This window comes from Micromonospora sp. AMSO1212t (genome assembly GCF_008868145.1).
Taxonomy (GTDB): domain Bacteria; phylum Actinomycetota; class Actinomycetes; order Mycobacteriales; family Micromonosporaceae; genus Micromonospora; species Micromonospora tulbaghiae.
The window spans coordinates 15,506-38,508 of record NZ_WBKS01000047.1 but is presented as its reverse complement, the minus strand read 5'-3'; the positions used below and the strand labels follow the sequence as shown (position 1 = coordinate 38,508).

Here is a 23,003-nt window from a genome sequence, read left to right as displayed (position 1 = left end):
ATCGACGGGGGAGCGGAAGATCTTGGTACGAAATGGCCCCCATAGGGGCGCTTTTCTTCCAAGATCGCCGCGCGTCTCGTTGTGCGGACGCGGGATCCCGGTGCTCGGGACCGGGCGGCGACGAAGGGTGGCCGGTGTTGGCAGGGCGGGAGCGAGGTGAAGGGCGGGAGTGGATCGCCGGGCTGAAGCGAGGGCATGGCAGCAGCGGAACCTCCACGCCCGACGGATGAGTCGGCGACGGGCGTGGAGGTTCGACGCGACGGGTGCAAGGCTGCGCGACAGAGGCGAGACGCGCCACGAGCCCACACCGCGCGACCGGACGCGGGACGGCGTCACGGGCCCGCACCGCGCCATGGACGCGAGACGCACCACGGGGCCAGACCGTGCCTCGGACGCGAGACGCACCACCGGGCCGGTACCGCGCCTCGGACGCGAGGCGGCGTCACGGCAGCGGGGTCAGTGGGGCTTGGTGGCCTCCAGGGCCAGCACGTCGGGGACCGGACCGGAGCCGGACTCGGCCACCCGCGTCACCACCAGACCGGCCGCGGCCACGGCGTTGAGCAGGTCGGCCAGGGGCAGGTGCCAGGCGCCGACACGCGCCCGCACCCCCACCGAGTTCCACGACCGCAGCGTGTGCTCCCGTGAGGCGTACCCGCCGTCGATGACGATCCGCTCCGGCTCGGACCGGTCCGCGAACGCGCCGACGTAACACGGGTGCACGCCGACGTGCACCAGCCGGCCACCGGGAGCCAGCACCCGCGCCGCCTCCGCGAGCGCGGCCGGGTAGTCCGGCATGTCGGTGTGCGCGAGTACGCACACAGCGGCCGGCACCGCACCGGTGGCCAGCGGCAGCGCTGTCGCGTCGGCCCGGGCCACCGGCAGCCGGGACCGGGCGTGGCGCAGTTGCCCGCCGGACAGGTCCACGCCCACCGGCGTCCATCCGAGACGGCGCAGCTCGGCCGCGTGCGCGCCGGTGCCGCAGCACAGGTCCAGGCAGCGGCCCGGGCCCTCGCCCAGCAGGCCGGCCAGCACCGACCGGACCCGGTCCATGTAGACCGACGAGGTCTCGCTGGCGTACTCCTCGTACCAGTCGGCGATGTCGTCGTACAACGGAGTCGTCATCTCCGCACGCTAGCCCCGCACCGGGCCCGCCGCTGCCCCGAAGATCGGCTACGGTGCCCCCATGACCTGGGAGGAGCTCGACGCGCACCTGGACAAGGTGCCCGGCACCGTCTCCGCCTACGTGGGCCGCCCCGGCGCGCGACCCACGTGGACGCGGCGGGCCGACGCCACCCACTACGCGGCGAGCACCATGAAGCTGGCCGTGCTGGTGGCGCTGTTCCGCGCCGCCGAGGCCGGCCGGCTCGACCTGGACGCGCCGGTGCCGGTGCGCAACTCGTTCGACTCCGCGCTGTCCGGCGCGCCCCGGTTCGCCAACGACCGCGACTACGACAACGACGAGGCGGTCTGGGACCGCGTCGGCGGCGAGGCGGCGCTGCGCTGGCTCGCCGAGCGGATGATCATCCGGTCCAGCAACCTCGCGACGAACATCTGCATCGGCCAGGTGGGGCTGCCCGCCGTGGCGCAGGCGTGGGCGCTCGCCGGGGCGCGGCACAGCGTCACCGGCCGCGGCATCGAGGACTTCGCCGCCCGCGACTCCGGCGTCGACAACCTGGTCACCGCCGCCGACCTGGCCGCCCTGCTCGGTGAGCTGGCGCTCGGCGCGACCCGGCCCGGCCCGCTCGCGTCGCCGGCCGGCTGCGCCGCCATGCTCGACGTGCTCGTCGCGCAGGAACACCGCGAGGACCTGGCCGCCGGGCTGCCCGACGGCACCCGGATCGCGCACAAGAACGGCTGGGTACGCGGTGTGCGCCACGGCGCGGGCGTGGTGTTCCCGCACGACGCGCCGCCGTACACGATCGTCGTCTGCACCACCACCGACCTGGCCGACGGCGGCGCGGACGGCGACGAGGTGGAGGACGACGCCTGCCGCCTGATCGCGCACGTCTCCGAGCGGGTCTGGGCCGCGCGGCACGACCTGGCCGGCTGACCCGGCTACTCCAGCAGCCGCTCGCGCAACGCGGCGCGGTCGGAGTCGGTCACCCCCAGACCGTCGCGGAGGTACGCCTCGAACGAGCCGTGCGCGCGGCGCACCTCGTCGTAGGCGGCGTCCAGGTATTCCGGGCGCACCTCCAGCAGCGGCCGGGCCACCGCCGGGTCCAGGTCCGGCCGGCGCTGGATCATCGCCGACAGCAGCACCTCGCGCAGGCTCTCGGTCAGCTCGTTGTGCACCAGGTAGTCGGCGCGGATCGCCTCCTCCTCCACCCCCAGCGCGGTCAGCAGCACCACCGACAGCCAGCCGGTCCGGTCCTTGCCGGCCGAGCAGTGGAACAGCAGCGGCAGGTTCGCCTCCTCGACTGCCAGCCGCACCGCCGCGCCGAAACCGGCCCGCGCCGACTCCCCGGTGACGAACCAGCGGTAGATCGCCGTCATCGCCCCCGGCATGCCCTCGCGGGCCAGCGCCGCGTACGCGTTCAGGTCGTGGCCCTGCAACACCGCCGAGACGTATGTGAACACCGGGTGCGCCGCGTCGTAGACCGGCAGGTGCACCGTGCGGGGTTCCCCGGCCAGCCGGTCCGGCGGGGCCACCGCCTGCTCGTGGACGTCGCGCAGGTCCACCACGCACGCCGGGCCGAGCTTGCCCAGCACCGGCAGGTCCTCGTCGGTGAGCCGGCCCAGCGCGGGCGTGCGGATGAGCCGTCCCGCCCGTACCCGCCGCCCGTCGGTCGTCGGCAGTCCACCCAGGTCACGCGCGTTCGGCGCGCCCACCAGCTCCCAATCCCGCCCGGCCATCGGCCCTCCCCTGCTCGCCGCCAGTTGGCTATAGGGTGCCCCACATGACGATCGCCGCGGTACGCACCCACCGGCTCTCGGCCCCCTTACACACCCCGTTCGTCACCGCGCTGCGCCGTACCACCACCGTGGAGACGCTGGTCGTGGAGGTGATCGACGGCGACGGGCGCCCGGGTTTCGGGGAGGCGCCGCAGGTCTGGCAGGTCACCGGCGCGTCGGTGGCGGGCGCCGAGGCGTGCGTACGCGAACTGCTCGCGCCGCTGCTGATCGGCCGCGACGCCGACGACCTCCAGGCGGCGTGCGCCCTGGTGCGCCGCGCCGTGGTGGGTAACGAGTCGGCGAAGGCGGCGGTCGACGTGGCGCTGCACGACCTGGCCGCGCGGCGGCTCGGCGTACCCCTGGTGCGTCTGCTCGGCGGCACGGCGCTGCGCGTGCCGACCGACGTCACGCTGGCCGCCGGTGACGCGGTCGACCTGGCCGCGACGGCGGCGCGGCGCCGCGGCGAGGGGTTCACCGTGCTCAAGCTCAAGGTCGGCACCGACGCCCGTGGCGACCTGGACCGGGTCCGCGCGGTGCGGGCCGCGGTCGGGCCGGACGTGCGGATCCGGCTGGACGCCAACCAGGGCTGGACGCCCCGGGAGGCGGTCCGGGTGATCCGGGCGATCGAGGACGCGGGACTCGACGTGGAGCTGGTCGAGCAGCCGGTGCACCGCCGGGACCTGGACGGGCTGGCCTGGGTCAGCGACCGGGTGGACCTGCCGATCCTGGCCGACGAGTCCGTCTTCGACGTGCGCGACCTGGTCGAGGTGATCCGGCGGCGGGCCGCCGACATGGTGAATGTGAAGCTGGCCAAGTGCGGCGGCCTGCAACCGGCCCGCACGCTGCTCGACCTGGCCGCCGCGCACGGCATGGGAGCCATCGTCGGCTCGATGATGGAGGGCCCGGTGGGGGTCGGCGCCGCCGCCAGCCTGGTCGCCGCCCACGGCACCACGGCCGTGTCGGACCTCGACGCCGCCTGGTGGCTGGCCTGGTCGCCGGTCGCCGGAGGCATCCGGTACGAGGGCGCGAACGTGGTGCTGCCGGACTCGCCGGGGCTGGGAGTCACCGGGCTGCGTGAAGCTAAAATTCAGACACATGCTTGAGCATCGTCAGAATTTTTCATATGGTCGCCCCGACGACCACCGCAGAGAGGGGTACGCGTGGCGCCTCAGCCCGGCCGCCGGGCCGTCGTACGGGTACCGGTGGCAACCCTCTGGACCGCGCCCGAGGCGGTACGCCCGATCGACTGTCCCGCCCTCGCCGGCTCCCCCGACGTCGCCGCCTGGATCGCCGGCATGGACCGCGACCAGCTCGTCGGTGACTGCGTCCTGACCCAGCTGCTGCTCGGCGAACCGGTGCGCGTCACCGAGACCCGGCCGGACGGCTGGGTACGGGTGGTGGCGCTGGGCCAGCCCGCGGCGAAGCTCGGCGCCGACGGCTACCCGGGCTGGCTGCGGGCCGCACACCTGGCCGATCCCGCCGACGCCGACCCGTCCTCCAGTCATCCGACCGACGTCGACCCGCCCGGCCCCGCTCTGTCCGGCACCGCTTCGGCCGGGCCGGCACCGGTCGGTCCCGGCCCGGCCGCTCCTGGTCATGCGGGTCCTGGTCATGCGGGTCCTGGTCGGACCGGTTCCCGTCCGGCCGGCTCCGGTCCGGCCGCCGAGCGGCCGCTGACCGTCGACGTCGCCCACACCGCGTTGCGCGCCGAGCCGGACGGCGACGCGGCGCTCACCGGCGTGGTCCTCGGCACCCGGCTCACCCCGGCCGGGCCGCCGGTGGACGGCAGGCGTCCGGTCCGCGTACCCGGGCGGCCCGACCCGCTCTGGGCCACGGAGGACGACCTGGTGCCGCTGCCCGCCGAGCGTCCCGAGGCCGAGAAGGTGCTCGCGGTCGCCGAGCGGCTGCGCGATCTGGTCTACGTCTGGGGCGGCATGTCCACCGACGGCATCGACTGCTCCGGGCTGGTGCACCTGGCCTGGCGGCGGTACGGGATCACGCTCCCCCGCGACGCCGACGACCAGGCGGCGGCGACCTCGCGGGTGCCGCTGGACGCGGAACGCCCCGGCGACCTCTACTTCTTCGCCCGGCCCGGCCGGCGCATCCACCACGTCGGGATCGTGTCGGCCGAGCCGCGCGGCGGCCGGCGCCGGATGCTGCACGCCTGCTACCTCACCCGCCGGGTGGTCGAGGAGGAGCTGCCCGCCGACCGGACCGCCACCCTCGTCGGCGCCCACCGCGTCTGACCCCCGACACGCCGCGGGGCGCCCCCGGGATGGGAGCGCCCCGACGGTACGTGTGGGTCAGCGACGCGCCTGGGCCAGTTCCCGGCGCCGGTCCCGCGACGACTTCACCAGGCTGGCGGCCGTGGCCACGGCCAGGGTGCCGAGGATGACCGTCAGCGAGAGCCAGATCGGGATGTGCGGGGCCCACGCCACGTGCTCGCCGCCGTTGATGAACGGCAGGTTGTTCTCGGCCAGCGCCTCCAGCACCAGCTTCACGCCGATGAAGCCGAGCACCACGGCGAGGCCGTAGCTGAGGTAGATGAGCCGGTCCAGCAGGCCGCCGAGCAGGAAGTAGAGCTGCCGCAGCCCCATCAGCGCGAACACGTTGGCGGTGAAGACCAGGTACGGCTCCTGGGTGATGCCGAAGATCGCCGGGATCGAGTCCAGCGCGAAGATCAGGTCGGTGGTGCCGATCGCGATCATCACGATCAGCATCGGGGTGAACAGGCGCCGCCCGTGCTCGTGGGTGGTCATCCGCGCCCCGTCGTAGTCCCGGGACAGCGGGAGCGCCTTGCGGCTCCACCGGATCAGCAGGTTCTCGCTGAACTCGCCCTCGTCCGGCTCGCCCTGCCGGGCCAGGTTCACGGCGGTGTAGATGAGGAACGCGCCGAAGATGTAGAAGACCCAGGAGAACTGGGAGATCAGCGCCGCGCCGGCCGCGATGAACCCACCCCGCATGATCAGCGCCAGGATGATGCCGACGAGCAGCACCTTCTGCTGGTACTGCCGGGGTACCCCGAACCGGGCCATGATGATCACGAAGACGAAGAGGTTGTCCACCGAGAGGCTGTACTCGGTGAGCCAGCCGGTGTAGAACTCGCCTGCCACGCGGCCACCCGCGGTCAGCCAGAGCACCACGCCGAAGAGCAGCGCCAGGCCGACGTAGAAGCCCACCCACAGGCTGGACTCGCGGACGCTCGGCTCGTGCGGCCGCCGGCCGATGATGAACAGGTCGGCGAGCAGGACCGCGATCATCGCGATCAGCGTTACCGCCCACACCAATGCGGACACGTTCAAATCCATCCTCCGGCAGACACGCTGCGTCGGGCACACCGTACGCCGGATGTGGTGCCGGGGTGCGTCGACGCTGACAGGGGTGACTGTCGGAGGTCTCTTCCGCCGGAGCCCGGGTGCCGGGTTCCGACCGGCGGAGCCGGGTCGGGCGACCGGGGGTGCCGGCGCTCTTCCGTGCTGACGACTCCGTCGCGGGGGAATACTCCCCTCCTCGGCCGCCATTGTTCACCATCACACCCAGGTGGCGCATCTCCGGGCCACCCGTCGATGTCTCGACGTGCTGTGGGTCACGTCCCGCAAGGCATCCTAGGAGGCTAGCCATGTGCCCGCGTGGGGCGCCGGGATGTCACCCGGGACGTACCGGCGGCGGGCCGGCATGGCAGGCTGCCAGCATGGTTCTTGAGGTCGCGCTGATCGATGTCACGCCCGGACACGAGGACGAGTTCGCCGCCGCCTACGCGCAGGCGCGGCCGATCCTCGCCGGCGCCGAAGGCTGCCGCTCCGTGCGGATGACCCGGGGCGTGGAGTCGCCCACCCGGTTCGTGCTGCTCGTCGAGTGGGACTCGGTCGAGGCGCACGACGTGAACTTCCGCCAGACCGAGCGCTTCGCGCAGTGGCGCGGGCTGATCGGCCCGCATTTCGCCGGCCCGCCGCTGGTCGAGCACTTCATCGACGTTCCGGCCTGAACTGTCGTACCCCTGGCGTAGCTTGCGCGCTGCGCGGCCACCGATCCCGACGGGCATCGGGGGCGCCGGGCCCGGTGGTCGCGCCGCACCGACGGCGGGCCGTGCGGCTCACTCCCGCTCGTGCGGATCGCGCGGCCGGGGCACCGGCGCCGCGCCGAGCCGCCGGGCCACCAGCTCGGCGGAGGCGTCCGCCGGCAGCGCCGCCGCCAGCAGCCGCTCGATCACCCGCTCGTAGTGGGTCACGTCCGCCTCGGCGACCAGCCGCAGGTCGGTGGTGAGCGTCTCCACCAGCACGGTGCGCGGGTCCTCCGGGTCGGGGTAGGAGTAGTAGGAGAACGGCGCCAGCGGGTGCGGCCCGTCGCCGCTCGACGCCGCGGACCGCAGCACCCGGACGGTGACCCGGGGCCGTTCCGCGAGCGCGAGCAGATGCCGCATCTGGTCGCGCCACACGTCGGCGGGCAGGCCGTCCGGGTCGCAGACGCGCTCGTCCACCAGCGCGGTGTAGTGCGGCGGATCCGGCCGGATCAGCAGCTCCTGGCGCGCGACCCGGGCGCGCACGTCGGCCTCCACGTCCACCTCCCCGGCCAGCGCCGCGCCGGCCGACACGCGCAGCCGGGCGTACGCCGGGGTCTGGAGCAGGCCGGGCACGAGCACGCACTGGTACTCCACGATGCGTTCCGCGCCCGCCTCCAGCTCGGCGTACGCCCGCTGGCGCTCCCCCATCTCGCCGAGCGCCTTCGACCAGCCCCGGCCGGTGGCGGCGTCGCGGGCGATGACGATCAGCTCGTCGCGCTGCGGCGGCGGCACCTCGTAGACGTCGAGCAGGTCGAGCACGTCGGCCAGGTCGGGCCGGCTCTGCCCCAGCTCGATGCGGGACAGCTTCGAGGTGGACGCCCAGCCCAGCCGGGCGCAGACCTGCTCCAATGTGAGCGACTCGCGACGACGCAGCCGGCGCAGCTCCACACCGAGCCTCGCCCTCCGGACCACAGGACTTGCTGACAACGGCATGCACGCCTCCCGGGAGGGAGCGTACGCATCACCGTCACGCTCGGCAATACCTCGCCCACACAGCGCAACCGTACGGTCGGCGCGCTCAGGGCCGGTAGGTGCCGAACGACCAGACCAGCCCGGCAAGGTCGCGGGCGGCGTAGTCACGGGAGCCGTAGCCGGTGTCGAACGGCGCCCGGACGATCTCCGCCCCGGCCGCCCGGGCGCGCTCGTGGTGCGCGTCGACGTCGTCGAGCGCCACGTAGACCCGGTAGTCGTCGTCGGCGGGCCGGGCCCGCGGCGCCGGCCCCGGGCCGAGCATCACCAGGTCGCCGCCGTACGCCAGCTCGGCGTGGCCGATCGTGCCGTCGGGCAGCTCGTGGGCCTCGCGCACGGTGAAGCCGAACGCGGAACAGAGGAAGTCGACGGCGGCTCGCACGTCGGGATACCGCAGGACCGGATAGATGCTTCGCATGGCCGTCAGTCTGCCGCCGGGGCGGTCAGGCCGGATTGGACGAATGCGATCCGGGCGCGGTCAGCGCGGCCGGGGTGGCGCCGGCGAACTCGCGGAACTCCCGGATCAGATGCGACTGGTCGTAGTAGCCCCACCGGGCGGCCCGCTCCGCCCACCCGGCGTCGTCCGGCACGGCGGCCGGCGCGGTGAGCAGCGTGCGGCCCAGGCTCGCGTACGCCCGCTCGAAGCGCACCAGGCGGGCGGCAGTCTTCGGCGGCAGGCCGAACTCCCGCCGGAACCGGACCGACAGGTGGCGGCGGGACCAGCCCAGTTCCCCGGCGAGCGTGGCCACGCCGACCGCTCCCCCGCTGCCGTGCAGGCGCCGCCAGGCCGCCAGCAGGTGCGGGTCCACCGGCGCGGTCGACGCCAGCCGTGCGGCCAGGGCGGCGTCGAGCCGGGCGAAGCGCTGCGGCCAGCCCGGATCGCCGGCCAGCTCGTCGCGCAGCCGGGCCAGCCAGCCCGCCACCGCGTCGACCGGCACCGCCCGGTTGGTGAGCTCGGCCAGCGGCAGCCCGAGCAGGCGGCGGGCTGCCGGGGCGGTCAGCAGCACCTGCACCCCGGTGCCGGTCCCGGCCGTCCGGGTGACGCACCAGCCGTCGAACGGACCGGCCAGGAAGGCGTTGGCGGCGTACGCGCCCCGGCCGGGGGCACGCGGGTCGGTCACGTCCAGCGGGTCGCCCCAGCCGAGGATCAGCACGACGAACGCGCCCGCCACCTCACGGCGGACGAGCGGGACGGGCGCGTCCTCGCGGTAGCCGAGGTAGCGGTCCACCCACTGGCGCAGCCGCGGGTCGGGCCGCCCGATGACGGCCTCGGTCAGCATCGCGCCGCCTCGGCCGTCGCGCCGGTCACCGGACTCCTGCGGCGTCCATCCCCCGCAGCTCCTTCTTGAGGTCGGCGACCTCGTCGCGGATCCGCGCGGCCAGCTCGAACTGCAACTCGCGCGCGGCGGCGAGCATCTGGTCGTTGAGCTCCTGGATGAGGTTGGCCAGGTCGGCCCGGGCCATCCCCTCGCGCGACGGGGTCGCGGCGGCGCCCCGGCGGCTGCGCGTCTCCTTGACCGGCGCCTTGCCGCGGGACAGCTGGCGAACGGCCCCGCCGACGTTGCTGTTCTCGGTGTCCTCCGCCTCGCGGTAGATGTCGTCGAGGATGTCGTGGATCTTCTTGCGCAGCGGCTCCGGCTTGATGCCGTTGGCCTCGTTGTGCGCGATCTGCTTGGCCCGGCGCCGGTTGGTCTCGTCGATGGCGCTCGCCATCGACGGGGTGATCTTGTCGGCGTACATGTGGACCTGGCCGGAGACGTTACGGGCCGCACGGCCGATGGTCTGGATCAGCGACCGGCCGCTGCGCAGGAAGCCCTCCTTGTCGGCGTCGAGGATCGCCACCAGGGAGACCTCGGGCAGGTCGAGACCCTCCCGGAGCAGGTTGATGCCGACGAGCACGTCGTAGTCGCCCTTGCGCAGCTCGCGCAGCAGCTCGACCCGCCGCAGCGTGTCGACCTCGGAGTGCAGGTAGCGCACCCGGATGCCGTTCTCCAGCAGATAGTCGGAGAGGTCCTCGGCCATCTTCTTGGTCAGCGTGGTGACGAGCACCCGCTCGTCCCGCTCGGTGCGCAGCTTGATCTCGTGCATGAGGTCGTCGATCTGGCCCTTCGTCGGCTTGAGAACCACCTCGGGGTCGATCAGGCCGGTGGGCCGGATCACCTGCTCGACGAACTCGCCCTGGGCCTGCTCCAGCTCCCACGGGCCGGGGGTGGCGGAGAGGTAGACCATCTGGCCCACCCGCTCCAGGAACTCGTCGAAGCGCAGCGGCCGGTTGTCGGCCGCGCTCGGCAGCCGGAAGCCGTGGTCGACCAGCATCCGCTTGCGGGAGGCGTCGCCCTCGTACATGCCGCCGATCTGCGGGATCGTCACGTGCGACTCGTCGACGACCGTCAGGAAGTCGTCGGGGAAGTAGTCGAGCAGGCAGTGCGGCGGGCTGCCCGGCAGGCGGCCGTCGATGTGCATCGAGTAGTTCTCGATGCCGGAGCAGAAGCCCACCTGGCGCATCATCTCGATGTCGTAGGTGGTGCGCATGCGCAGCCGCTGGGCCTCCAGCAGCTTGCCCTGCCGTTCCAGCTCGGCCAGCCGCTCACCCAGTTCGGCCTCGATGTCGCGGATCGCCCGCTCCATCCGCTCCGGACCGGCGGCGTAGTGCGTGGCCGGGAAGATCATCAGGCTGTCGACCTCGCGGACCACGTCACCGGTCAGCGGGTTGAGGTAGTAGAGCTTCTCGATCTCGTCACCGAACAGCTCGATCCGGACCGCCAGCTCCTCGTACGCCGGGATGATCTCCAGTGTGTCGCCGCGGACCCGGAACGTGCCGCGCTGGAAGGCCATGTCGTTGCGCGTGTACTGGATGTCGACCAGCCGGCGCAGCAACTGGTCGCGGTCCAGCTCCTGCCCGACCTTGACCCGCACGGCCCGGTCGAGGTATTCCTCCGGCGTGCCCAGGCCGTAGATCGCCGACACGGTGGCGACCACGATGACGTCCCGCCGGGTGAGCAGCGACATCGTGGCCGAGTGCCGCAGCCGCTCGACCTCCTCGTTGATCGAGGAGTCCTTCTCGATGTAGGTGTCGGTCTGCGGGATGTAGGCCTCGGGCTGGTAGTAGTCGTAGTAGGAGACGAAGTATTCGACCGCGTTGCGCGGCAGCAGCTCGCCGAACTCCTTCGCGAGCTGGGCGGCCAGGGTCTTGTTCGGGGCGAGCACCAGGGTCGGCCGCTGGAGCCGCTCGACCAGCCACGCCGTGGTGGCGCTCTTGCCCGTGCCGGTCGCGCCGAGCAGCACGGTGTTGCGGTCGCCGCGCCGCACGCGACGCTCAAGCTCGTCGATGGCAGCCGGCTGGTCACCGGCCGGCTGGAACTCACTGACGACCTGGAAGCGGCCGTCGAGCCGGGGAATGTCGAGCGCCATGACACCAACCGTACGCCCGCGGTCCGACACTTCCGGCCACGACCACGGACCGTCCCTGATCGGCTTCGATATTCCCATTGTGTGGCTCATCTCACCGGTCTACCCTCGTACCGTAGGCCGCTCGCGGCGGCCGACCGGGCCGGTGATCGCCCCTCGCGGGCCGGTCGCCCCCGGCGCCAGGGCCGCAGCACCCGGGACGACCGGCGTGCGCGCCGACGGTGGTCGCGCGCAGCGCTGACCGGCCGCCGCGAGCGCCCCTGCTCGTCACCGAAACCCCGCTCTCGCGTTCTCCACTCGTGGGGACCTCTCCCGAGCGCCGGCCGCGACGCGAGCCCGACACCGGCACGCCCCCGCCCGCCGACGAGCCGGGCCGCCAGCGCGCCGCGAGCCGCCCGCACCGGCTCTCCGCGCGCGGCGACGGCGACCAGGCCGTACCCCGGGAACCGGGCCGGGGTCATCGTCGTGGCCGCACCAGCACACCGACCCGGCCCGCCACAGTGGCCGGCCGGCGCCGCCGCGCCGACCCGCTCGCCGGCCGCCGTCCCACGCTCACCACCCGGCCGGGCGGCGACCCGGAGCTGGACGGCGCCGACGACCCGCCCGACGGGCCGGACCGGCGCCGGATCGCGCTCACCGCGCTCGTGGCAGCCGCCGCGATCTCCGCCGCGACGCTCGTCGCCGGCCTGCTGACCTGGGTGCCCGACCCCGCCGACGAGAACGGGACGGCGCGCCCGCTCACCGCCGCCGAGGCCGACCGGGTGGCCGCGCTGCGGGTCACCAACCTGCGCGACCTACGCGCCGGCGTCCGGGTCACCGTCGGGGCCCACGCCGCCCGCACCGAACTGGTCGGCTGGGTGGACTGGGCGCGCCCCCTGGTCTACCTGGACGTCGGCGGTCCGGGCGCGGGCGCCGACCGGGGCCTGGTCCAGGCCACCGCGTCCGCGCTGCTGGTGCGGCCCGACCCCGGCGCGCTCCCCACCCCGGCCCGGCCTCCGCTGGTGCCGCCGGCGGACCGGTGGCGGATGCGGGAGCCGGCCGGCGGCCACGGCCTGGGCGCGGTACGCGACCTGCTGATCGGGCTCGGCGCCGACCGGGTCGACAGGCCCGCCGCCGACGGCCGTCGGCTACGCGACGACCGGGTGGGCGGCATCCCGGTGGACGTGTTCCAGGCACCCCTCGCACCGACTGGTGGCCCGCCGCCGACGCTGTGGGTGGACGCGGACGCCCGCCTGCACCGGCTCAGCGGCCGGATGGCCGACGGCACTCCCGTCACCGTCGACCTGACCCGCGCCGACCGGCCTGCCCTGCACCCGGTGGACGCCCTCGGCGGCCGGCCCGGGCAGCCCCGGGCGCTCACCGACGACGAGGCCGCCCGGCTGGCCGCGCTGCCCGCCCGGCTTCGGGCACTGGGCGGCGCGGCGGTGACGGTGGCCGCTCCGCTCGCCCCGTCGGCCAACCTGCGGGCCACCGGCACGGCGGACTGGACGAGCCCGTCGGCGTACCTCGCGGTGATCGAGGAGGGCAGCGGCCGGCGTACCCTCCGCTGGGCCCGGCCGGGACGGGTGGCGCAGGTGCCGCGGTCCCCCGACGGGCCCGCGACGCCCCCGGCGCCCGTGCCGGCCGCGCTGCTCGCGGCCCCCGCGCACCCGCCCGGCGACGACCTGGACCGGCTGCTCGACGCGGCGCTGCGGGCGGCTGCGCGCCCGCCGTCCGGTGACGCCGTCCGGGTCCGGGAGGACCGGCTCGACGACCGGACGGTCGACGTGTTCGGGCTGCCGGGCGGCCGCCGCCTGTGGCTGGACCACGGCGGTGTGCCGCGCCGGATGGAACTGCGGACCGGTTCGGGCGTGTGGATCCGGCTCGACCTCACACCGGGCCGCCCGGCGGGCAGCGGCGGGTCGCCGGCCCCGGCGTCCCGCTGAACCCCGGTGTGGTCGGGACGCCCCGCTCAGGGCCGCCAGCCGGTCTGCGCGGCCCACTCCTCGGCGCGCAGGTGCTCCTCGTCGAACCAGGGATCGGTCACCGTGCCCCAGGCCGCGCGCTCCGGCGCGGCCGCCGCGAGTTCCCGCTTCACCTGCAGGTAGTCGGCGCGCCGCGCCGGGTCGGCGCGCAGGTGGTCGCGCATCAGCAGCGCGTACCGCCAGCCGGGCGAACCGGCCTCCCGCAGGTGCAGGCGCACCGGGCGCGCCGGGTCCGCGCCACCGTGCAGCCGCTTGGCCCAGCGCACCGGCTCCGGCTGCCGCGGAGCGTCCCACCACTCGCCCGGCAGCCGGGGGAAGCCCGCATCGGCCAGCCGCTGCGCGAGCGGCCCGTCCGCCTCGTCGAGCGAGGACACCGTCACCTGAATGTCGATCACGTCCGGGGCGGCAAGTCCCGGCACGGCGGTGGAGCCGACGTGGTCGACGCGGATGTCGCGGCCGGCCGCGTGACGGATCCGGGCGGCCAGCCGGGCGTACTGCTCGGGCCAGGTCGGGTCCGGCCCGACGAGCGCCGCCGGGTCGGGCGGCACGGCGCGGCGCTCGCGGACGTTGCGCTCGTAGGGCAGCAGACGGTCCCGCCAGAGGACGTCCACCGCGGCGTGCAGCTCGGCGAGCGTGCCGTCGTTCGGGAGCAGCACGTCGGCGACCGTGCTGCGGGTGGCGTCGTCGGCCTGCGCGGCGATGCGCCGCTGCGCCTCCGCCGGGGCCATGCCCCGGTCGCGGGTCAGCCGGGCCATCCGGGTCGGCACGGCCGTCTGCACCACGACCACCAGGTGGTACGTCGGCGCCAGTCCCACCTCGACCAGCAGCGGCACGTCGTTCACGACGATCGCGTCGGCGGAGGCGGCGGCGACCAGTTCGGCGCTGCGCGCGCGTACCCGGGGGTGGGTGATCCCTTCGAGGGTGCGGCGGGCGGCCTCGTCGCCGAAGACCAGCGCGCCGAGGGCGGCCCGGTCCAGCGCACCGTCGGCGTCCAGGACCTTCTCGGAGAAGGCGGCGACCACCTCGGTCAGCCCGTCGGTCCCGGGCGCGACGATCTCACGGGCGATGCGGTCCGAGTCGACGATCACCGCGCCCAGCGCGGCGAGGCGGCTCGCCACCGCGCTCTTGCCCGATCCGATTCCGCCGGTCAGCCCCACCTTCAGCACCCGGACAGTCAACCGGATCCGGCCTCCGCATGCCAAACCCGCCCGGCGTACGACGCGGGCCCCGCCCCCGGCGCTCCGCTGGTGCGGAACGCGGGGACGGGGCCCGTCGTCAGAGGCAGTCGCCGGTTCGTCCGGTGGGACGAACAGGCGTCAGCGTCCGGTCACTTGCCGCCGGCGAGCTTCTCCCGCAGCGCGGCGAGCGCCTCGTCGGTCGCGAGCGTGCCGGCCGGCTCCTCGGCCTGACGGCTCGGGGCCGAGGTCGAGGTGGTGGTGCCGCTGGTGACGGGCGGAGCCGGGTTGGCAGCGGCCTCGGCGTCGGCGGCGCGGGAGGTCTGCACCTGCTTGGTGTGGGCCTCCCAGCGCTGACGCGCCTCGGCGTACTGCTGCTCCCAGGTCTCGCGCTGCTTGTCGTAGCCCTCGAGCCACTCGCCCGTCTCCGGGTCGAAGCCCTCCGGGTAGATGTAGTTGCCCTCGTTGTCGTACGTCGCGGCCATGCCGTAGAGGGTCGGGTCGAAGTGCTCCTCGCCCTCGACGAAGCCCTCGTTGGCCTGCTTGAGCGACAGCGAGATCCGGCGACGCTCCAGGTCGATGTCGATGACCTTGACCATGACCTCGGAGCCGACCTGCACGACCTGCTCCGGGATCTCCACGTGGCGCTCGGCCAGCTCGGAGATGTGGACCAGGCCCTCGATGCCGTCGTCCACCCGGACGAACGCGCCGAACGGCACCAGCTTGGTGACCTTACCCGGCACGATCTGCTGGATCGCGTGGGTGCGGGCGAACTGACGCCACGGGTCCTCCTGCGTCGCCTTCAGCGACAGCGAGACCCGCTCGCGGTCCAGGTCGACGTCCAGGACCTCGACCTCGACCTCCTGGCCCACCTCGACGACCTCGGACGGGTGGTCGATGTGCTTCCAGGACAGCTCGGAGACGTGCACGAGGCCGTCCACGCCACCCAGGTCGACGAACGCGCCGAAGTTGACGATCGAGGAGACGACGCCCTTGCGGACCTGCCCCTTCTGCAGCTTGTTGAGGAACTCGGTGCGCACCTCGGACTGCGTCTGCTCCAGCCAGGCACGGCGGGACAGCACCACGTTGTTGCGGTTCTTGTCCAGCTCGATGATCTTGGCCTCGAGCTCGCGGCCCACGTACGGCTGCAGGTCACGCACACGCCGCATCTCGACGAGCGACGCGGGCAGGAAGCCACGCAGGCCGATGTCGAGGATGAGACCACCCTTGACGACCTCGATGACCGAGCCGCGGACGACGCCGTCCTCGTCCTTGATCTTCTCGATCGTGCCCCAGGCCCGCTCGTACTGCGCCCGCTTCTTGGAGAGGATCAGCCGACCCTCCTTGTCCTCCTTCTGGAGGACGAGGGCCTCGATGTGGTCGCCGACCGAAACCACCTCGGCCGGGTCCACGTCGTGCTTGATCGACAGCTCCCGAGAGGGGATGACACCCTCGGTCTTGTAGCCGATGTCGAGCAGGACCTCGTCCCGATCGACCTTGACGACGGTGCCTTCGACAATGTCGCCGTCGTTGAAGTACTTGATGGTCTCGTCGATCGCGGCGAGGAAAGCTTCCTCAGAGCCGAGGTCGTCGTGGGTGACCTTGTTGGCGCTCGAGGTGGCCTCGATGCTGCTCGTCATGTGGGCGGTTGCTCCGGTCGGATGGGTTGTCACAGCGGGCATGGGTGTCGCAGTGACTCTTCCGCGCCAACGGATCCGTCGCCGGGCACACCGAACGATCGACGCGAGAAGATCATTAGTGGCTCCGGTGACCGCGCACCTGCTCCCTGCCGAGGCACACGATCCGCGAGCGCATCGTCTAGCCTACCCGCTGCATTACCACAGCGTGCAAGCCCTCCCGGGTCCGCGCGAACTCATCCGCTGCGAAAGCGGAGATTTTGCTCGGTAAGGTGCCACAGCTGTCTCGTCCGTCACATCCGTCCCAGCCGCCACCCCACCGCACCGTGGCCGCGCCGCCGGACCTAGCGTGAACCCGTGGACGACGACAGGGTGACCCGCCGACGGGTCGACGCCGGGGAGATCCGCCGCGCCAACCGCGGCTGGTGGGACACCGACGCCGACGCGTACCAGGCCGAGCACGGCGCGTTCCTCGGTGACGCCGACTTCGTCTGGTGCCCGGAAGGGCTGCGCGAGGCCGACGCCCGGCTGCTCGGCGACGTGACCGGCCGGCGGATCCTCGAACTCGGCGCCGGGGCGGCCGCCGCCGCCCGCTGGCTCGCCGCCCAGGGCGCCCGGCCGGTCGCGCTGGACCTGTCCGCCGGCATGTTGCGGCACGCCGCCGAGGCCGCCGAACGCACCGGGGTACGCGTGCCGCTGGTGCAGGCCGACGCGCTCGCGCTGCCGTTCGCGGACGCCGCTTTCGACGCCGTCTGCACCGCGTTCGGCGCGATCCCGTTCGTGGACGACTCGGCAGCGGCGATGCGCGAGGTGGCGAGGGTGCTGCGCCCCGGCGGCCGGTGGGTCTTCTCGGTCACCCACCCGATGCGCTGGATCTTCCTGGACGATCCGGGTGAGGGCGGGCTGACCGCCGTGCACTCGTACTTCGACCGCTCCCCCTACGTCGAGCAGGACGAGCACGGCGTGGCCACGTACGTCGAGCAGCACCGCACCCTGGGCGACCGGATCCGGGAGCTGGTCGGCGCCGGTTTCCGCCTGCTGGACCTGGTGGAGCCGGAGTGGCCGGCCGGGCACGAGGGGATCTGGGGCCAGTGGAGCCCGCTGCGCGGCCGGCTGTTCCCCGGCACCGCGATCTTCGTCGCCGAGAAGCCGACGGACTGAGCGCGTCGCACGTCGCCGCCGCAGGGATTCCCTTCTACTGGCGGATCGAGCAGGATCCGGTGCACCTCTTCGCGTACCGCCTCGGTGACCGGATCGGCCCGGGCGGCGAGCGGCAGTACGAACTGGTGGACGACGGCAGCGAGGTGATCGAGCTGCCCGAGCCCTTCGCGATCAAGCTGCCGATCGCGGAGATCCGGCCCTGACGACGCCGTTACTCGATATCCACTCCGGGTAACCGGGCGGCATGGCCGAGAAGGAGTTCCACGCCGGTGACCACGTCTCCTGGGCCAGCCACAGCGGCCGGGCGTACGGCGTCGTCAAGGAGAAGCTGACCGAGCGCACCCACGTACGCGGGCACACGGTGAACGCCTCGCCGGAGCAGCCGCAGTACCGGATCACCAACGACGACTCGGGCCGCGACGTCGCCCACCGTCCGGAGGTGCTTCGCCATGAGTCGCGCTGAGGATCCGCAGCAGACGTACCGGGAGTTCACCGACGCGGTGAACATGAAGCCGGGCGAGCTGTCCCGCTGGCTGGAGAGCGAGGAGTCCAAGCACGTCGGATGGCACAAGAAGGGCACCCAGGGCGGCGAGTCGGTCGGCCACGACTCCGGCCGGCGCATCGTCGACCTGCTGCGCCGCAAGCGCGCCGACCTCACCGCCGCCGACTACAAGCACATGCGCAAGGTGATCGGGTACGTCCACCGCCACCTGGCGCAGCGGCCGTCCGGCGACGTCCGGGACACCAGGTGGCGCTGGTCGCTGATGAACTGGGGGCACGACCCGCTCAAGGGCTGAGCCGGCCGGTCCGTTCGCCGCGCGTTGGTACCGTGCCGGCGATGACGACAGACGTTCCGACCGCCGGCCGTCATCCCCGCGCCGGAAGGGTGGTCCTCCTGGCGGGCCTCGGCCTGATCGCCGTCGCGGCAGTCTTCCTGGTGGCGACCGGCAACACCGGCGTCAGGTACAGCGCCGACCACGACGGCACCGTACCGATGTGGAGCCGGTGGATTCCGGCGCTCGCCGGGATCGCGCTGATCCGGCTGATCCCGCCCGCACCCGGCCCGAGATGGCCGGACCCGGTCGCGCCGTACCGCGAGGCGGTGCCGCTGCTGCTCGCCGGGATCGCGTTCGCCGCCGTCATGCCACTGCTGGGCGGCGAACCCGCGTACACGCTGTTGAAGCTCGCGCTGCTGCTCGGCGTACCGATGGTGGTGTTCCTGGCTGCGCGCCGGTGGCCGCCACGGTGGCGGCCGGGCCCGGCCCCGGCGGACGCCGCCCACCGGTGGGGTCCGGCGCTGCCGGTGGCGGTGTGGCTGGTGCTCAGCTACGCGACGCCGCTGGCCGTGCCCGCGAGCGACTGGGGACGGACCGTCACGCCGGTCGAACTGGTCGTCACGCTGCTGGTGGCCTTCGCGGTGAACGCGCTGCTGGAGGAGGCCTTCTACCGGCGGTGGCTGCAGACCCGGTGGGAATCCCTGCTCGGCCGGTGGCCGGCGATCGTGCTCGCGTCGCTGGTGTGGGCGGCCTGGCACGTGGCCATCCAGGGCAGCGGCCGGCCCGCCGTCGACCTGGCGTCGGTGGTCGTCAACCACGGCGTGATCGGGCTGTTCCTCGGCTACCTGTGGTCGCGGTACCGCCGGATGTGGCCGCTGCTCGTGGTGCACGGCGCGGTCAACGCGATGCCCGTCCTGCTCGGCCTCTGACCGGCCCGCTTGACCCTGCCGCAGGCGGCAGGGTCGGACGATGCCGGCATGGAACGCCGCACGCCACGCGTCGCCGTGGTCACCGGTGCGGGCACCGGCATCGGCCGGGCCACCGCACGCTCCCTCGCCACCTCCGGGTACGCAGTGGTCGCGGTCGGCCGGCGCGCCGCGCCGCTGACGGAGACCGCCGCCGGCCGGCCCGACATCGCCCCGCTGGCCGCCGACGTCACCGCGCCCGACGCGCCCGGCCGGATCGTGCACGCCGCGCTCGACCGGTACGGCCGCCTCGACGTCCTGGTCAACAACGCGGGCGTGGCCGGCGGCGGGCCGCTGGCGGAACTCGACGAGGACGCCGCCCGGCGGCAGCTGGACACGAACCTGCTGGCCCCGATCCGGCTGGCGCACGCCGCCGTCGAGGCGCTCGCCGCGACGCGCGGCGTGATCGTCAACGTCACCACGTCGGTCGGTCTGCGCGCCTGGCCGGGCAGTTCGGTGTACGCGGCGGGCAAGGCGGCGCTGGACTCGCTGACCCGCAGCTGGGCGGTGGAGCTCGCGCCCCGTGGCGTCCGGGTGGTGGCGGTGGCGCCCGGCGCGGTCGACACTCCCATCGGGGCGCACAGTGGCCTCTCCCCCGAGCGGCGCGCGGCGGTGCGGGACTGGCAGCTCGCACACACGCCGGCGGGGCGGATCGGCCGGCCGGAGGACGTAGCCTGGGCGATCCGGCGGCTGTGCGAGCCGGAGGCGGACTTCGTCACCGGTGTGGTGCTGCCGGTGGACGGGGGCGCGGTGGTCGCGTGAGAGGACGGTGGCAGCGGTGCGGATCGGCGCGGTGGCGAAGGCGACGGGTTGCACTCCGCGTGCCCTGCGGCACTACGAGGAACACGGGCTCATCGCCTCGGCCCGGGCGGCGAACGGCTACCGCGAGTACGACGACGCCGTGGTCACCCGGGTCCGCAACATCCGTCACCTGCTCGACGCCGGGCTGACGTTGGACGACGTGCGGGTCTTCCTGCCCTGCCTGGACGGGGACGTCGCGTCGGCGCCGCCGTCTCCGGCCGGGCTGCGGGTCGGCCGGGAGCGGCTGGCCGTGCTGGACGCCCGGATCGCGGCTCAGATGGCCGTCCGGGACCGCCTGGCCGCCGCCCTGAACGCCGCTTCCCCACCCGCCGCGCCGCCGCCTCTTGCGCGGTGATCAAGGGGGCTGTGTCCCCGAACAGGCTCGGGCGTGACACAAACCCCTTGATCACCGCCGGGGTAGGTGGGGCGGGCGGGTCGGGCGAGACGCGTCAGTGGTCGGCGCTGTTCCAGTCGCGGCCCTCGCCCACGGAGACCTCCAGCGGCACCGACAGCGGGTACGCCTCGCCCATCTCCTTGCGCACCAGCGCTTCCAGCGCCTCCCGCTCACCCGGCGCGACCTCGAAGACCAGCTCGTCGTGCACCTGCAACAGCATCCGGGACCGCAGCCCGGCGTCGCGCAGCGCGCTGTCGACGTGCAGCATGGCGACCTTGATGATGTCGGCCGCCGAGCCCTGGATCGGGGCGTTGAGCGCCATCCGCTCGGCCATCTCCCGCCGCTGCCGGTTGTCGCTGACCAGGTCGGGCAGGTAGCGGCGGCGGCCCAGGATCGTGGAGGTGTAGCCGTCCTGGCGGGCGCGGGCCACCACCTCCTGAAGGTAGTCGCGGACCCCGCCGAACCCGGCGAAGTAGTTCTCCATCAGCCCGCGCGCCTCCTCGGCGGTGATGCCGAGCTGCTGGGACAGGCCGAACGCGCTGAGCCCGTACGCCAGGCCGTAGTTCATCGCCTTGATCTTGCGGCGCTGGTCGGCGGTCACGTCGCCGACCTCGACCGTGAAGACCGAGGACGCGGTGGCGGCGTGGAAGTCGTGCCCGGAGTTGAACGCCTCGATCAGCGCGTCGTCCGAGGACAGGTGCGCCATGATCCGCATCTCGATCTGGCTGTAGTCGGCGGTGAGCAGGCACTCGTAGCCCTCGCCGACGACGAACGCGCGCCGGATCCGCCGCCCCTCCTCGGTGCGGATCGGGATGTTCTGCAGGTTCGGCTCGGTGGAGGACAGCCGCCCGGTCGCCGCCACGGTCTGGTTGAACGTGGTGTGGATCCGGCCGTCGTCGGAGACGGACTTGAGCAGACCGTCGACTGTCGACTTGAGCTTCGCCACGTCGCGGTGGCGCAGCAGGTGGTGCAGCAGCGGGTGCTCGGTCTGCGCGTAGAGCCACTGGAGCGCGTCGGCGTCGGTGGTGTAGCCGGTCTTGATCCGCTTGGTCTTGGGCAGGCCCAGCTCGGTGAAGAGGATCTCCTGCAGCTGCTTCGGCGAGCCGAGGTTGAACTCCCGGCCGACCACCTCGTACGCGCCCTGGGCAGCGGCCTTCACCTCGGCGGCGAAGTGCGCCTCCAGCTCGGAGAGGTAGTCGGTGTCGGCGGCGATGCCGGTGCGTTCCATGGTGGCGAGCACCCGCATCAGCGGCAGCTCGACGCCGGCCATCAGCCGGGCCGACTGCTCGCCGTCGCGGGACAGCTCGGCGTCGATCGCGTCGGCCAGGTCGAGCGTGGCGCGGGCCTTGAGCATGAGGTTCTGCTCGGCCACGCCCTCGTCGCCGAGCCCGTCGAGCGTGAGCTGACCGCTCTCCGGCGCGTCGACGCGCAGCTCCCGGTGCAGGTAACGCAGCGCCAGGTCGGTCAGGTCGTAGGAGCGCTGGTCGGGGCGGGCCAGGTAGGCGGCGATCTGGGTGTCGCGGGCAATGCCCTGCAGCTCCCAGCCGTGCGCGGCGAAGGCCAGCACCGTCGGCTTGCTGTCGTGCAGCACCTTCGGGCGCTCGGCGTCGGCCAGCCACCCGGCCAGCGCGGTCTCGTCGCCGGCGGCCAGCCGGCTCGGGTCGAACCAGGCGCCCGCGCCGGCGGCGGTGGCCAGCGCCATCGCGGTCACGGTGGCGGTGTGCCGGCGGTTGGGGCCGGTGTCGAGCGTGACAGCCAGGCCCACCGGGGCACCCGCCGGGGCGTGCGTGTCGAGCCAGCCCGCGAGTGCGCCCGGCTCGGTGAGCACCTCGCCGGCCAGATCGAAGCCCGCCTCGGCCTCCGGCTCGACCGCCTCCAGGTATTGGTAGAGCCGGTCGCGCAGGATGCGGAACTGCAGCGTGTCGAAGACCTGGTGCACCGCCTCGCGGTCCCAGCCCTGCCAGCGGGCGTCGTCCGGGCGGACCGGCAGCTCCAGGTCGGAGACCAGGCGGTTGATCTCGTAGTTGCGGATCACGTCGGCCAGCCGCTCGCGCAGGCTGTCGCCGGCCTTGCCCTTGATCTCGTCGGCCCGGGCCACCACGCCCTCGACGCCGCCGTACAGGTTGATCCACTTGGCGGCGGTCTTCGGGCCGACGCCGGGCACCCCGGGGAGGTTGTCGCTGGTCTCGCCGACCAGCGCGGCCAGGTCGCGGTAGCGGTCCGGGGTGACGCCGTACTTCGCCTCGATGGCGGCCGGGTCCATCCGGGCCAGGTCGGAGACGCCCTTGCGCGGGTAGAGCACAGTCACGCGCTCGCCGACGAGCTGGAACGCGTCCCGGTCACCGGTGGAGATCAGCACGTCCATGCCCTGGTCGCGGGCCTGGCAGGCGAGCGTAGCGATGACGTCGTCGGCCTCGTAGCCCTCCCGCTCGACCACCGGCACGCGCAGCGCGGCCAGGACCTCCTTGACCAGGCTGACCTGTCCCTTGAAGTCGGTGGGGGTCTCGCTGCGGCCGGCCTTGTACTCGGCGTACCTGTCCGTGCGGAAGGAGCGGCGGGAGACGTCGAACGCCACGATGATGTGCGTCGGCTGCTCGTCGCGCAGCACGTTGATCAGCATCGAGGTGAAGCCGTAGACGGCGTTTGTCGGCTGCCCCGTGGTGGTGGAGAAGTTCTCCACAGGCAGGGCGAAGAAAGCCCGGTATGCCAGGGAGTGTCCGTCGACGAGGAGCAGGCGCGGCGTCGTAGCTGTCACGGCAGCGACTCTAGTCCGTACGCCCGACAACTCCGGCCTCCGGTGC

22 protein-coding genes are annotated in these 23,003 nt (G+C 73.5%); 12 read left to right on the top strand and 10 right to left on the bottom strand.

All coding sequences use genetic code 11. The annotated features are described in order from the left end of the window. Nucleotides 1–456: 456 nt before the first annotated feature. Nucleotides 457–1,122 (bottom strand): class I SAM-dependent methyltransferase, encoded by a 666-nt coding sequence (locus F8279_RS14765; RefSeq protein WP_151500246.1) that lies wholly within the window; start codon nucleotides 1,120–1,122, stop codon nucleotides 457–459. A gap of 61 nt (nucleotides 1,123–1,183) precedes the next feature. On the opposite strand from F8279_RS14765, the gene F8279_RS14760 reads away from it, so the two are divergent. Then, nucleotides 1,184–2,050, top strand: a complete 867-nt coding sequence (locus F8279_RS14760) for a serine hydrolase (RefSeq protein WP_151500245.1) — start codon at nucleotides 1,184–1,186, stop codon at nucleotides 2,048–2,050. Nucleotides 2,051–2,055: 5 nt separating this feature from the next. Here F8279_RS14760 and F8279_RS14755 read toward each other — a convergent pair whose 3' ends face one another. Continuing rightward, a complete protein-coding gene (locus F8279_RS14755) occupies nucleotides 2,056–2,853 on the bottom strand; it encodes a tyrosine-protein phosphatase (RefSeq protein ID WP_091420488.1) in 798 nt (265 codons plus the stop codon). A 44-nt stretch (nucleotides 2,854–2,897) separates the two neighbouring features. On the opposite strand from F8279_RS14755, the gene F8279_RS14750 reads away from it, so the two are divergent. Further along, nucleotides 2,898–3,995, top strand: a complete 1,098-nt coding sequence (locus F8279_RS14750; protein WP_151500244.1) for a mandelate racemase/muconate lactonizing enzyme family protein — start codon at nucleotides 2,898–2,900, stop codon at nucleotides 3,993–3,995. 57 nt (nucleotides 3,996–4,052) lie between these two features. Next, complete coding sequence (locus F8279_RS14745; RefSeq protein ID WP_151500243.1) at nucleotides 4,053–5,138, top strand: C40 family peptidase; 1,086 nt, start codon at nucleotides 4,053–4,055, stop codon at nucleotides 5,136–5,138. A 57-nt stretch (nucleotides 5,139–5,195) separates the two neighbouring features. Here F8279_RS14745 and F8279_RS14740 read toward each other — a convergent pair whose 3' ends face one another. Further along, nucleotides 5,196–6,194 carry a TerC family protein gene (locus tag F8279_RS14740; protein ID WP_151500249.1) on the bottom strand — a complete coding sequence of 333 codons (999 nt, stop codon included), beginning with the start codon at nucleotides 6,192–6,194 and terminating at the stop codon, nucleotides 5,196–5,198. A 389-nt stretch (nucleotides 6,195–6,583) separates the two neighbouring features. Between F8279_RS14740 and F8279_RS14735 the strand changes: the two genes are divergently transcribed. Next, complete coding sequence (locus tag F8279_RS14735) at nucleotides 6,584–6,877, top strand: antibiotic biosynthesis monooxygenase (protein WP_013287496.1); 294 nt, start codon at nucleotides 6,584–6,586, stop codon at nucleotides 6,875–6,877. A gap of 108 nt (nucleotides 6,878–6,985) precedes the next feature. On the opposite strand, the gene F8279_RS14730 is transcribed toward F8279_RS14735, so the two are convergent. The 4 genes from F8279_RS14730 to uvrB form a co-directional block, all read right to left on the bottom strand. After that, the gene (locus tag F8279_RS14730) at nucleotides 6,986–7,885 is read right to left on the bottom strand and encodes a DUF5753 domain-containing protein (protein WP_151500242.1); all 900 of its coding nucleotides are present in this window, start codon (nucleotides 7,883–7,885) and stop codon (nucleotides 6,986–6,988) included. An 85-nt stretch (nucleotides 7,886–7,970) separates the two neighbouring features. Next, the gene (locus F8279_RS14725) at nucleotides 7,971–8,339 is read right to left on the bottom strand and encodes a VOC family protein (protein ID WP_151500241.1); all 369 of its coding nucleotides are present in this window, start codon (nucleotides 8,337–8,339) and stop codon (nucleotides 7,971–7,973) included. 25 nt (nucleotides 8,340–8,364) lie between these two features. Beyond that, complete coding sequence (locus F8279_RS14720; protein WP_151500240.1) at nucleotides 8,365–9,201, bottom strand: AraC family transcriptional regulator; 837 nt, start codon at nucleotides 9,199–9,201, stop codon at nucleotides 8,365–8,367. Between the two features lie 25 nt (nucleotides 9,202–9,226). Then, nucleotides 9,227–11,332: an excinuclease ABC subunit UvrB gene (uvrB, locus tag F8279_RS14715; RefSeq protein WP_091420505.1), complete on the bottom strand. Its 2,106-nt coding sequence runs from the start codon at nucleotides 11,330–11,332 to the stop codon at nucleotides 9,227–9,229. A 296-nt stretch (nucleotides 11,333–11,628) separates the two neighbouring features. On the opposite strand from uvrB, the gene F8279_RS14710 reads away from it, so the two are divergent. Continuing rightward, a complete protein-coding gene (locus F8279_RS14710; protein WP_225853280.1) occupies nucleotides 11,629–13,254 on the top strand; it encodes a hypothetical protein in 1,626 nt (541 codons plus the stop codon). 26 nt (nucleotides 13,255–13,280) lie between these two features. Here F8279_RS14710 and coaE read toward each other — a convergent pair whose 3' ends face one another. Together coaE and rpsA are read right to left on the bottom strand one after the other, a co-directional pair. After that, on the bottom strand, nucleotides 13,281–14,459 hold the full coding sequence (gene coaE, locus F8279_RS14705; RefSeq protein WP_151500239.1) for a dephospho-CoA kinase: 1,179 nt from the start codon (nucleotides 14,457–14,459) through the stop codon (nucleotides 13,281–13,283). 161 nt (nucleotides 14,460–14,620) lie between these two features. Further along, complete coding sequence (rpsA, locus tag F8279_RS14700; RefSeq protein WP_091420512.1) at nucleotides 14,621–16,150, bottom strand: 30S ribosomal protein S1; 1,530 nt, start codon at nucleotides 16,148–16,150, stop codon at nucleotides 14,621–14,623. A gap of 312 nt (nucleotides 16,151–16,462) precedes the next feature. Here rpsA and F8279_RS14695 point away from each other — a divergent pair, with 312 nt between their 5' ends. Genes F8279_RS14695 through F8279_RS14665 form a run of 7 tightly spaced genes read left to right on the top strand, consistent with a single transcriptional unit; the run spans nucleotide 16,463 to nucleotide 20,163 of the window. After that, nucleotides 16,463–17,266 (top strand): class I SAM-dependent methyltransferase, encoded by an 804-nt coding sequence (locus F8279_RS14695; protein ID WP_151500238.1) that lies wholly within the window; start codon nucleotides 16,463–16,465, stop codon nucleotides 17,264–17,266. 59 nt (nucleotides 17,267–17,325) lie between these two features. Then, on the top strand, nucleotides 17,326–17,469 hold the full coding sequence (locus tag F8279_RS14690; protein ID WP_225853279.1) for a hypothetical protein: 144 nt from the start codon (nucleotides 17,326–17,328) through the stop codon (nucleotides 17,467–17,469). A gap of 41 nt (nucleotides 17,470–17,510) precedes the next feature. After that, a complete protein-coding gene (locus F8279_RS14685; RefSeq protein ID WP_043329581.1) occupies nucleotides 17,511–17,729 on the top strand; it encodes a DUF2945 domain-containing protein in 219 nt (72 codons plus the stop codon). After that, complete coding sequence (locus F8279_RS14680; protein WP_091420518.1) at nucleotides 17,716–18,063, top strand: DUF3140 domain-containing protein; 348 nt, start codon at nucleotides 17,716–17,718, stop codon at nucleotides 18,061–18,063. Before F8279_RS14685 ends, F8279_RS14680 begins: the two co-directional genes overlap by 14 nt. Nucleotides 18,064–18,104: 41 nt before the next feature. Then, the gene (locus tag F8279_RS14675) at nucleotides 18,105–18,971 is read left to right on the top strand and encodes a CPBP family intramembrane glutamic endopeptidase (RefSeq protein WP_151500237.1); all 867 of its coding nucleotides are present in this window, start codon (nucleotides 18,105–18,107) and stop codon (nucleotides 18,969–18,971) included. A 48-nt stretch (nucleotides 18,972–19,019) separates the two neighbouring features. Continuing rightward, on the top strand, nucleotides 19,020–19,769 hold the full coding sequence (locus F8279_RS14670) for an SDR family NAD(P)-dependent oxidoreductase (RefSeq protein ID WP_151500236.1): 750 nt from the start codon (nucleotides 19,020–19,022) through the stop codon (nucleotides 19,767–19,769). A 16-nt stretch (nucleotides 19,770–19,785) separates the two neighbouring features. Then, nucleotides 19,786–20,163 carry a MerR family transcriptional regulator gene (locus F8279_RS14665; RefSeq protein WP_225853278.1) on the top strand — a complete coding sequence of 126 codons (378 nt, stop codon included), beginning with the start codon at nucleotides 19,786–19,788 and terminating at the stop codon, nucleotides 20,161–20,163. 94 nt (nucleotides 20,164–20,257) lie between these two features. On the opposite strand, the gene polA is transcribed toward F8279_RS14665, so the two are convergent. After that, the gene (gene polA, locus F8279_RS14660; protein WP_151500234.1) at nucleotides 20,258–22,957 is read right to left on the bottom strand and encodes a DNA polymerase I; all 2,700 of its coding nucleotides are present in this window, start codon (nucleotides 22,955–22,957) and stop codon (nucleotides 20,258–20,260) included. Nucleotides 22,958–23,003 lie beyond the last annotated feature (46 nt).

Bases quoted from the DNA above. Each gene is read 5' to 3' on its own strand.
- F8279_RS14720 (WP_151500240.1), bottom strand. From the start codon at position 9,201: ATGCTGACCGAGGCCGTCATCGGGCGGCCCGACCCGCGGCTGCGCCAG.
- F8279_RS14675 (WP_151500237.1), top strand. From the start codon at position 18,105: ATGACGACAGACGTTCCGACCGCCGGCCGTCATCCCCGCGCCGGAAGG.
- F8279_RS14760 (WP_151500245.1), top strand. From the start codon at position 1,184: ATGACCTGGGAGGAGCTCGACGCGCACCTGGACAAGGTGCCCGGCACC.
- F8279_RS14755 (WP_091420488.1), bottom strand. From the start codon at position 2,853: ATGGCCGGGCGGGATTGGGAGCTGGTGGGCGCGCCGAACGCGCGTGAC.
- F8279_RS14725 (WP_151500241.1), bottom strand. From the start codon at position 8,339: ATGCGAAGCATCTATCCGGTCCTGCGGTATCCCGACGTGCGAGCCGCC.
- F8279_RS14680 (WP_091420518.1), top strand. From the start codon at position 17,716: ATGAGTCGCGCTGAGGATCCGCAGCAGACGTACCGGGAGTTCACCGAC.
- uvrB (WP_091420505.1), bottom strand. From the start codon at position 11,332: ATGGCGCTCGACATTCCCCGGCTCGACGGCCGCTTCCAGGTCGTCAGT.
- F8279_RS14685 (WP_043329581.1), top strand. From the start codon at position 17,511: ATGGCCGAGAAGGAGTTCCACGCCGGTGACCACGTCTCCTGGGCCAGC.
- F8279_RS14735 (WP_013287496.1), top strand. From the start codon at position 6,584: ATGGTTCTTGAGGTCGCGCTGATCGATGTCACGCCCGGACACGAGGAC.
- rpsA (WP_091420512.1), bottom strand. From the start codon at position 16,150: ATGCCCGCTGTGACAACCCATCCGACCGGAGCAACCGCCCACATGACG.
- F8279_RS14750 (WP_151500244.1), top strand. From the start codon at position 2,898: ATGACGATCGCCGCGGTACGCACCCACCGGCTCTCGGCCCCCTTACAC.
- F8279_RS14670 (WP_151500236.1), top strand. From the start codon at position 19,020: ATGGAACGCCGCACGCCACGCGTCGCCGTGGTCACCGGTGCGGGCACC.
- F8279_RS14765 (WP_151500246.1), bottom strand. From the start codon at position 1,122: ATGACGACTCCGTTGTACGACGACATCGCCGACTGGTACGAGGAGTAC.
- F8279_RS14730 (WP_151500242.1), bottom strand. From the start codon at position 7,885: ATGCCGTTGTCAGCAAGTCCTGTGGTCCGGAGGGCGAGGCTCGGTGTG.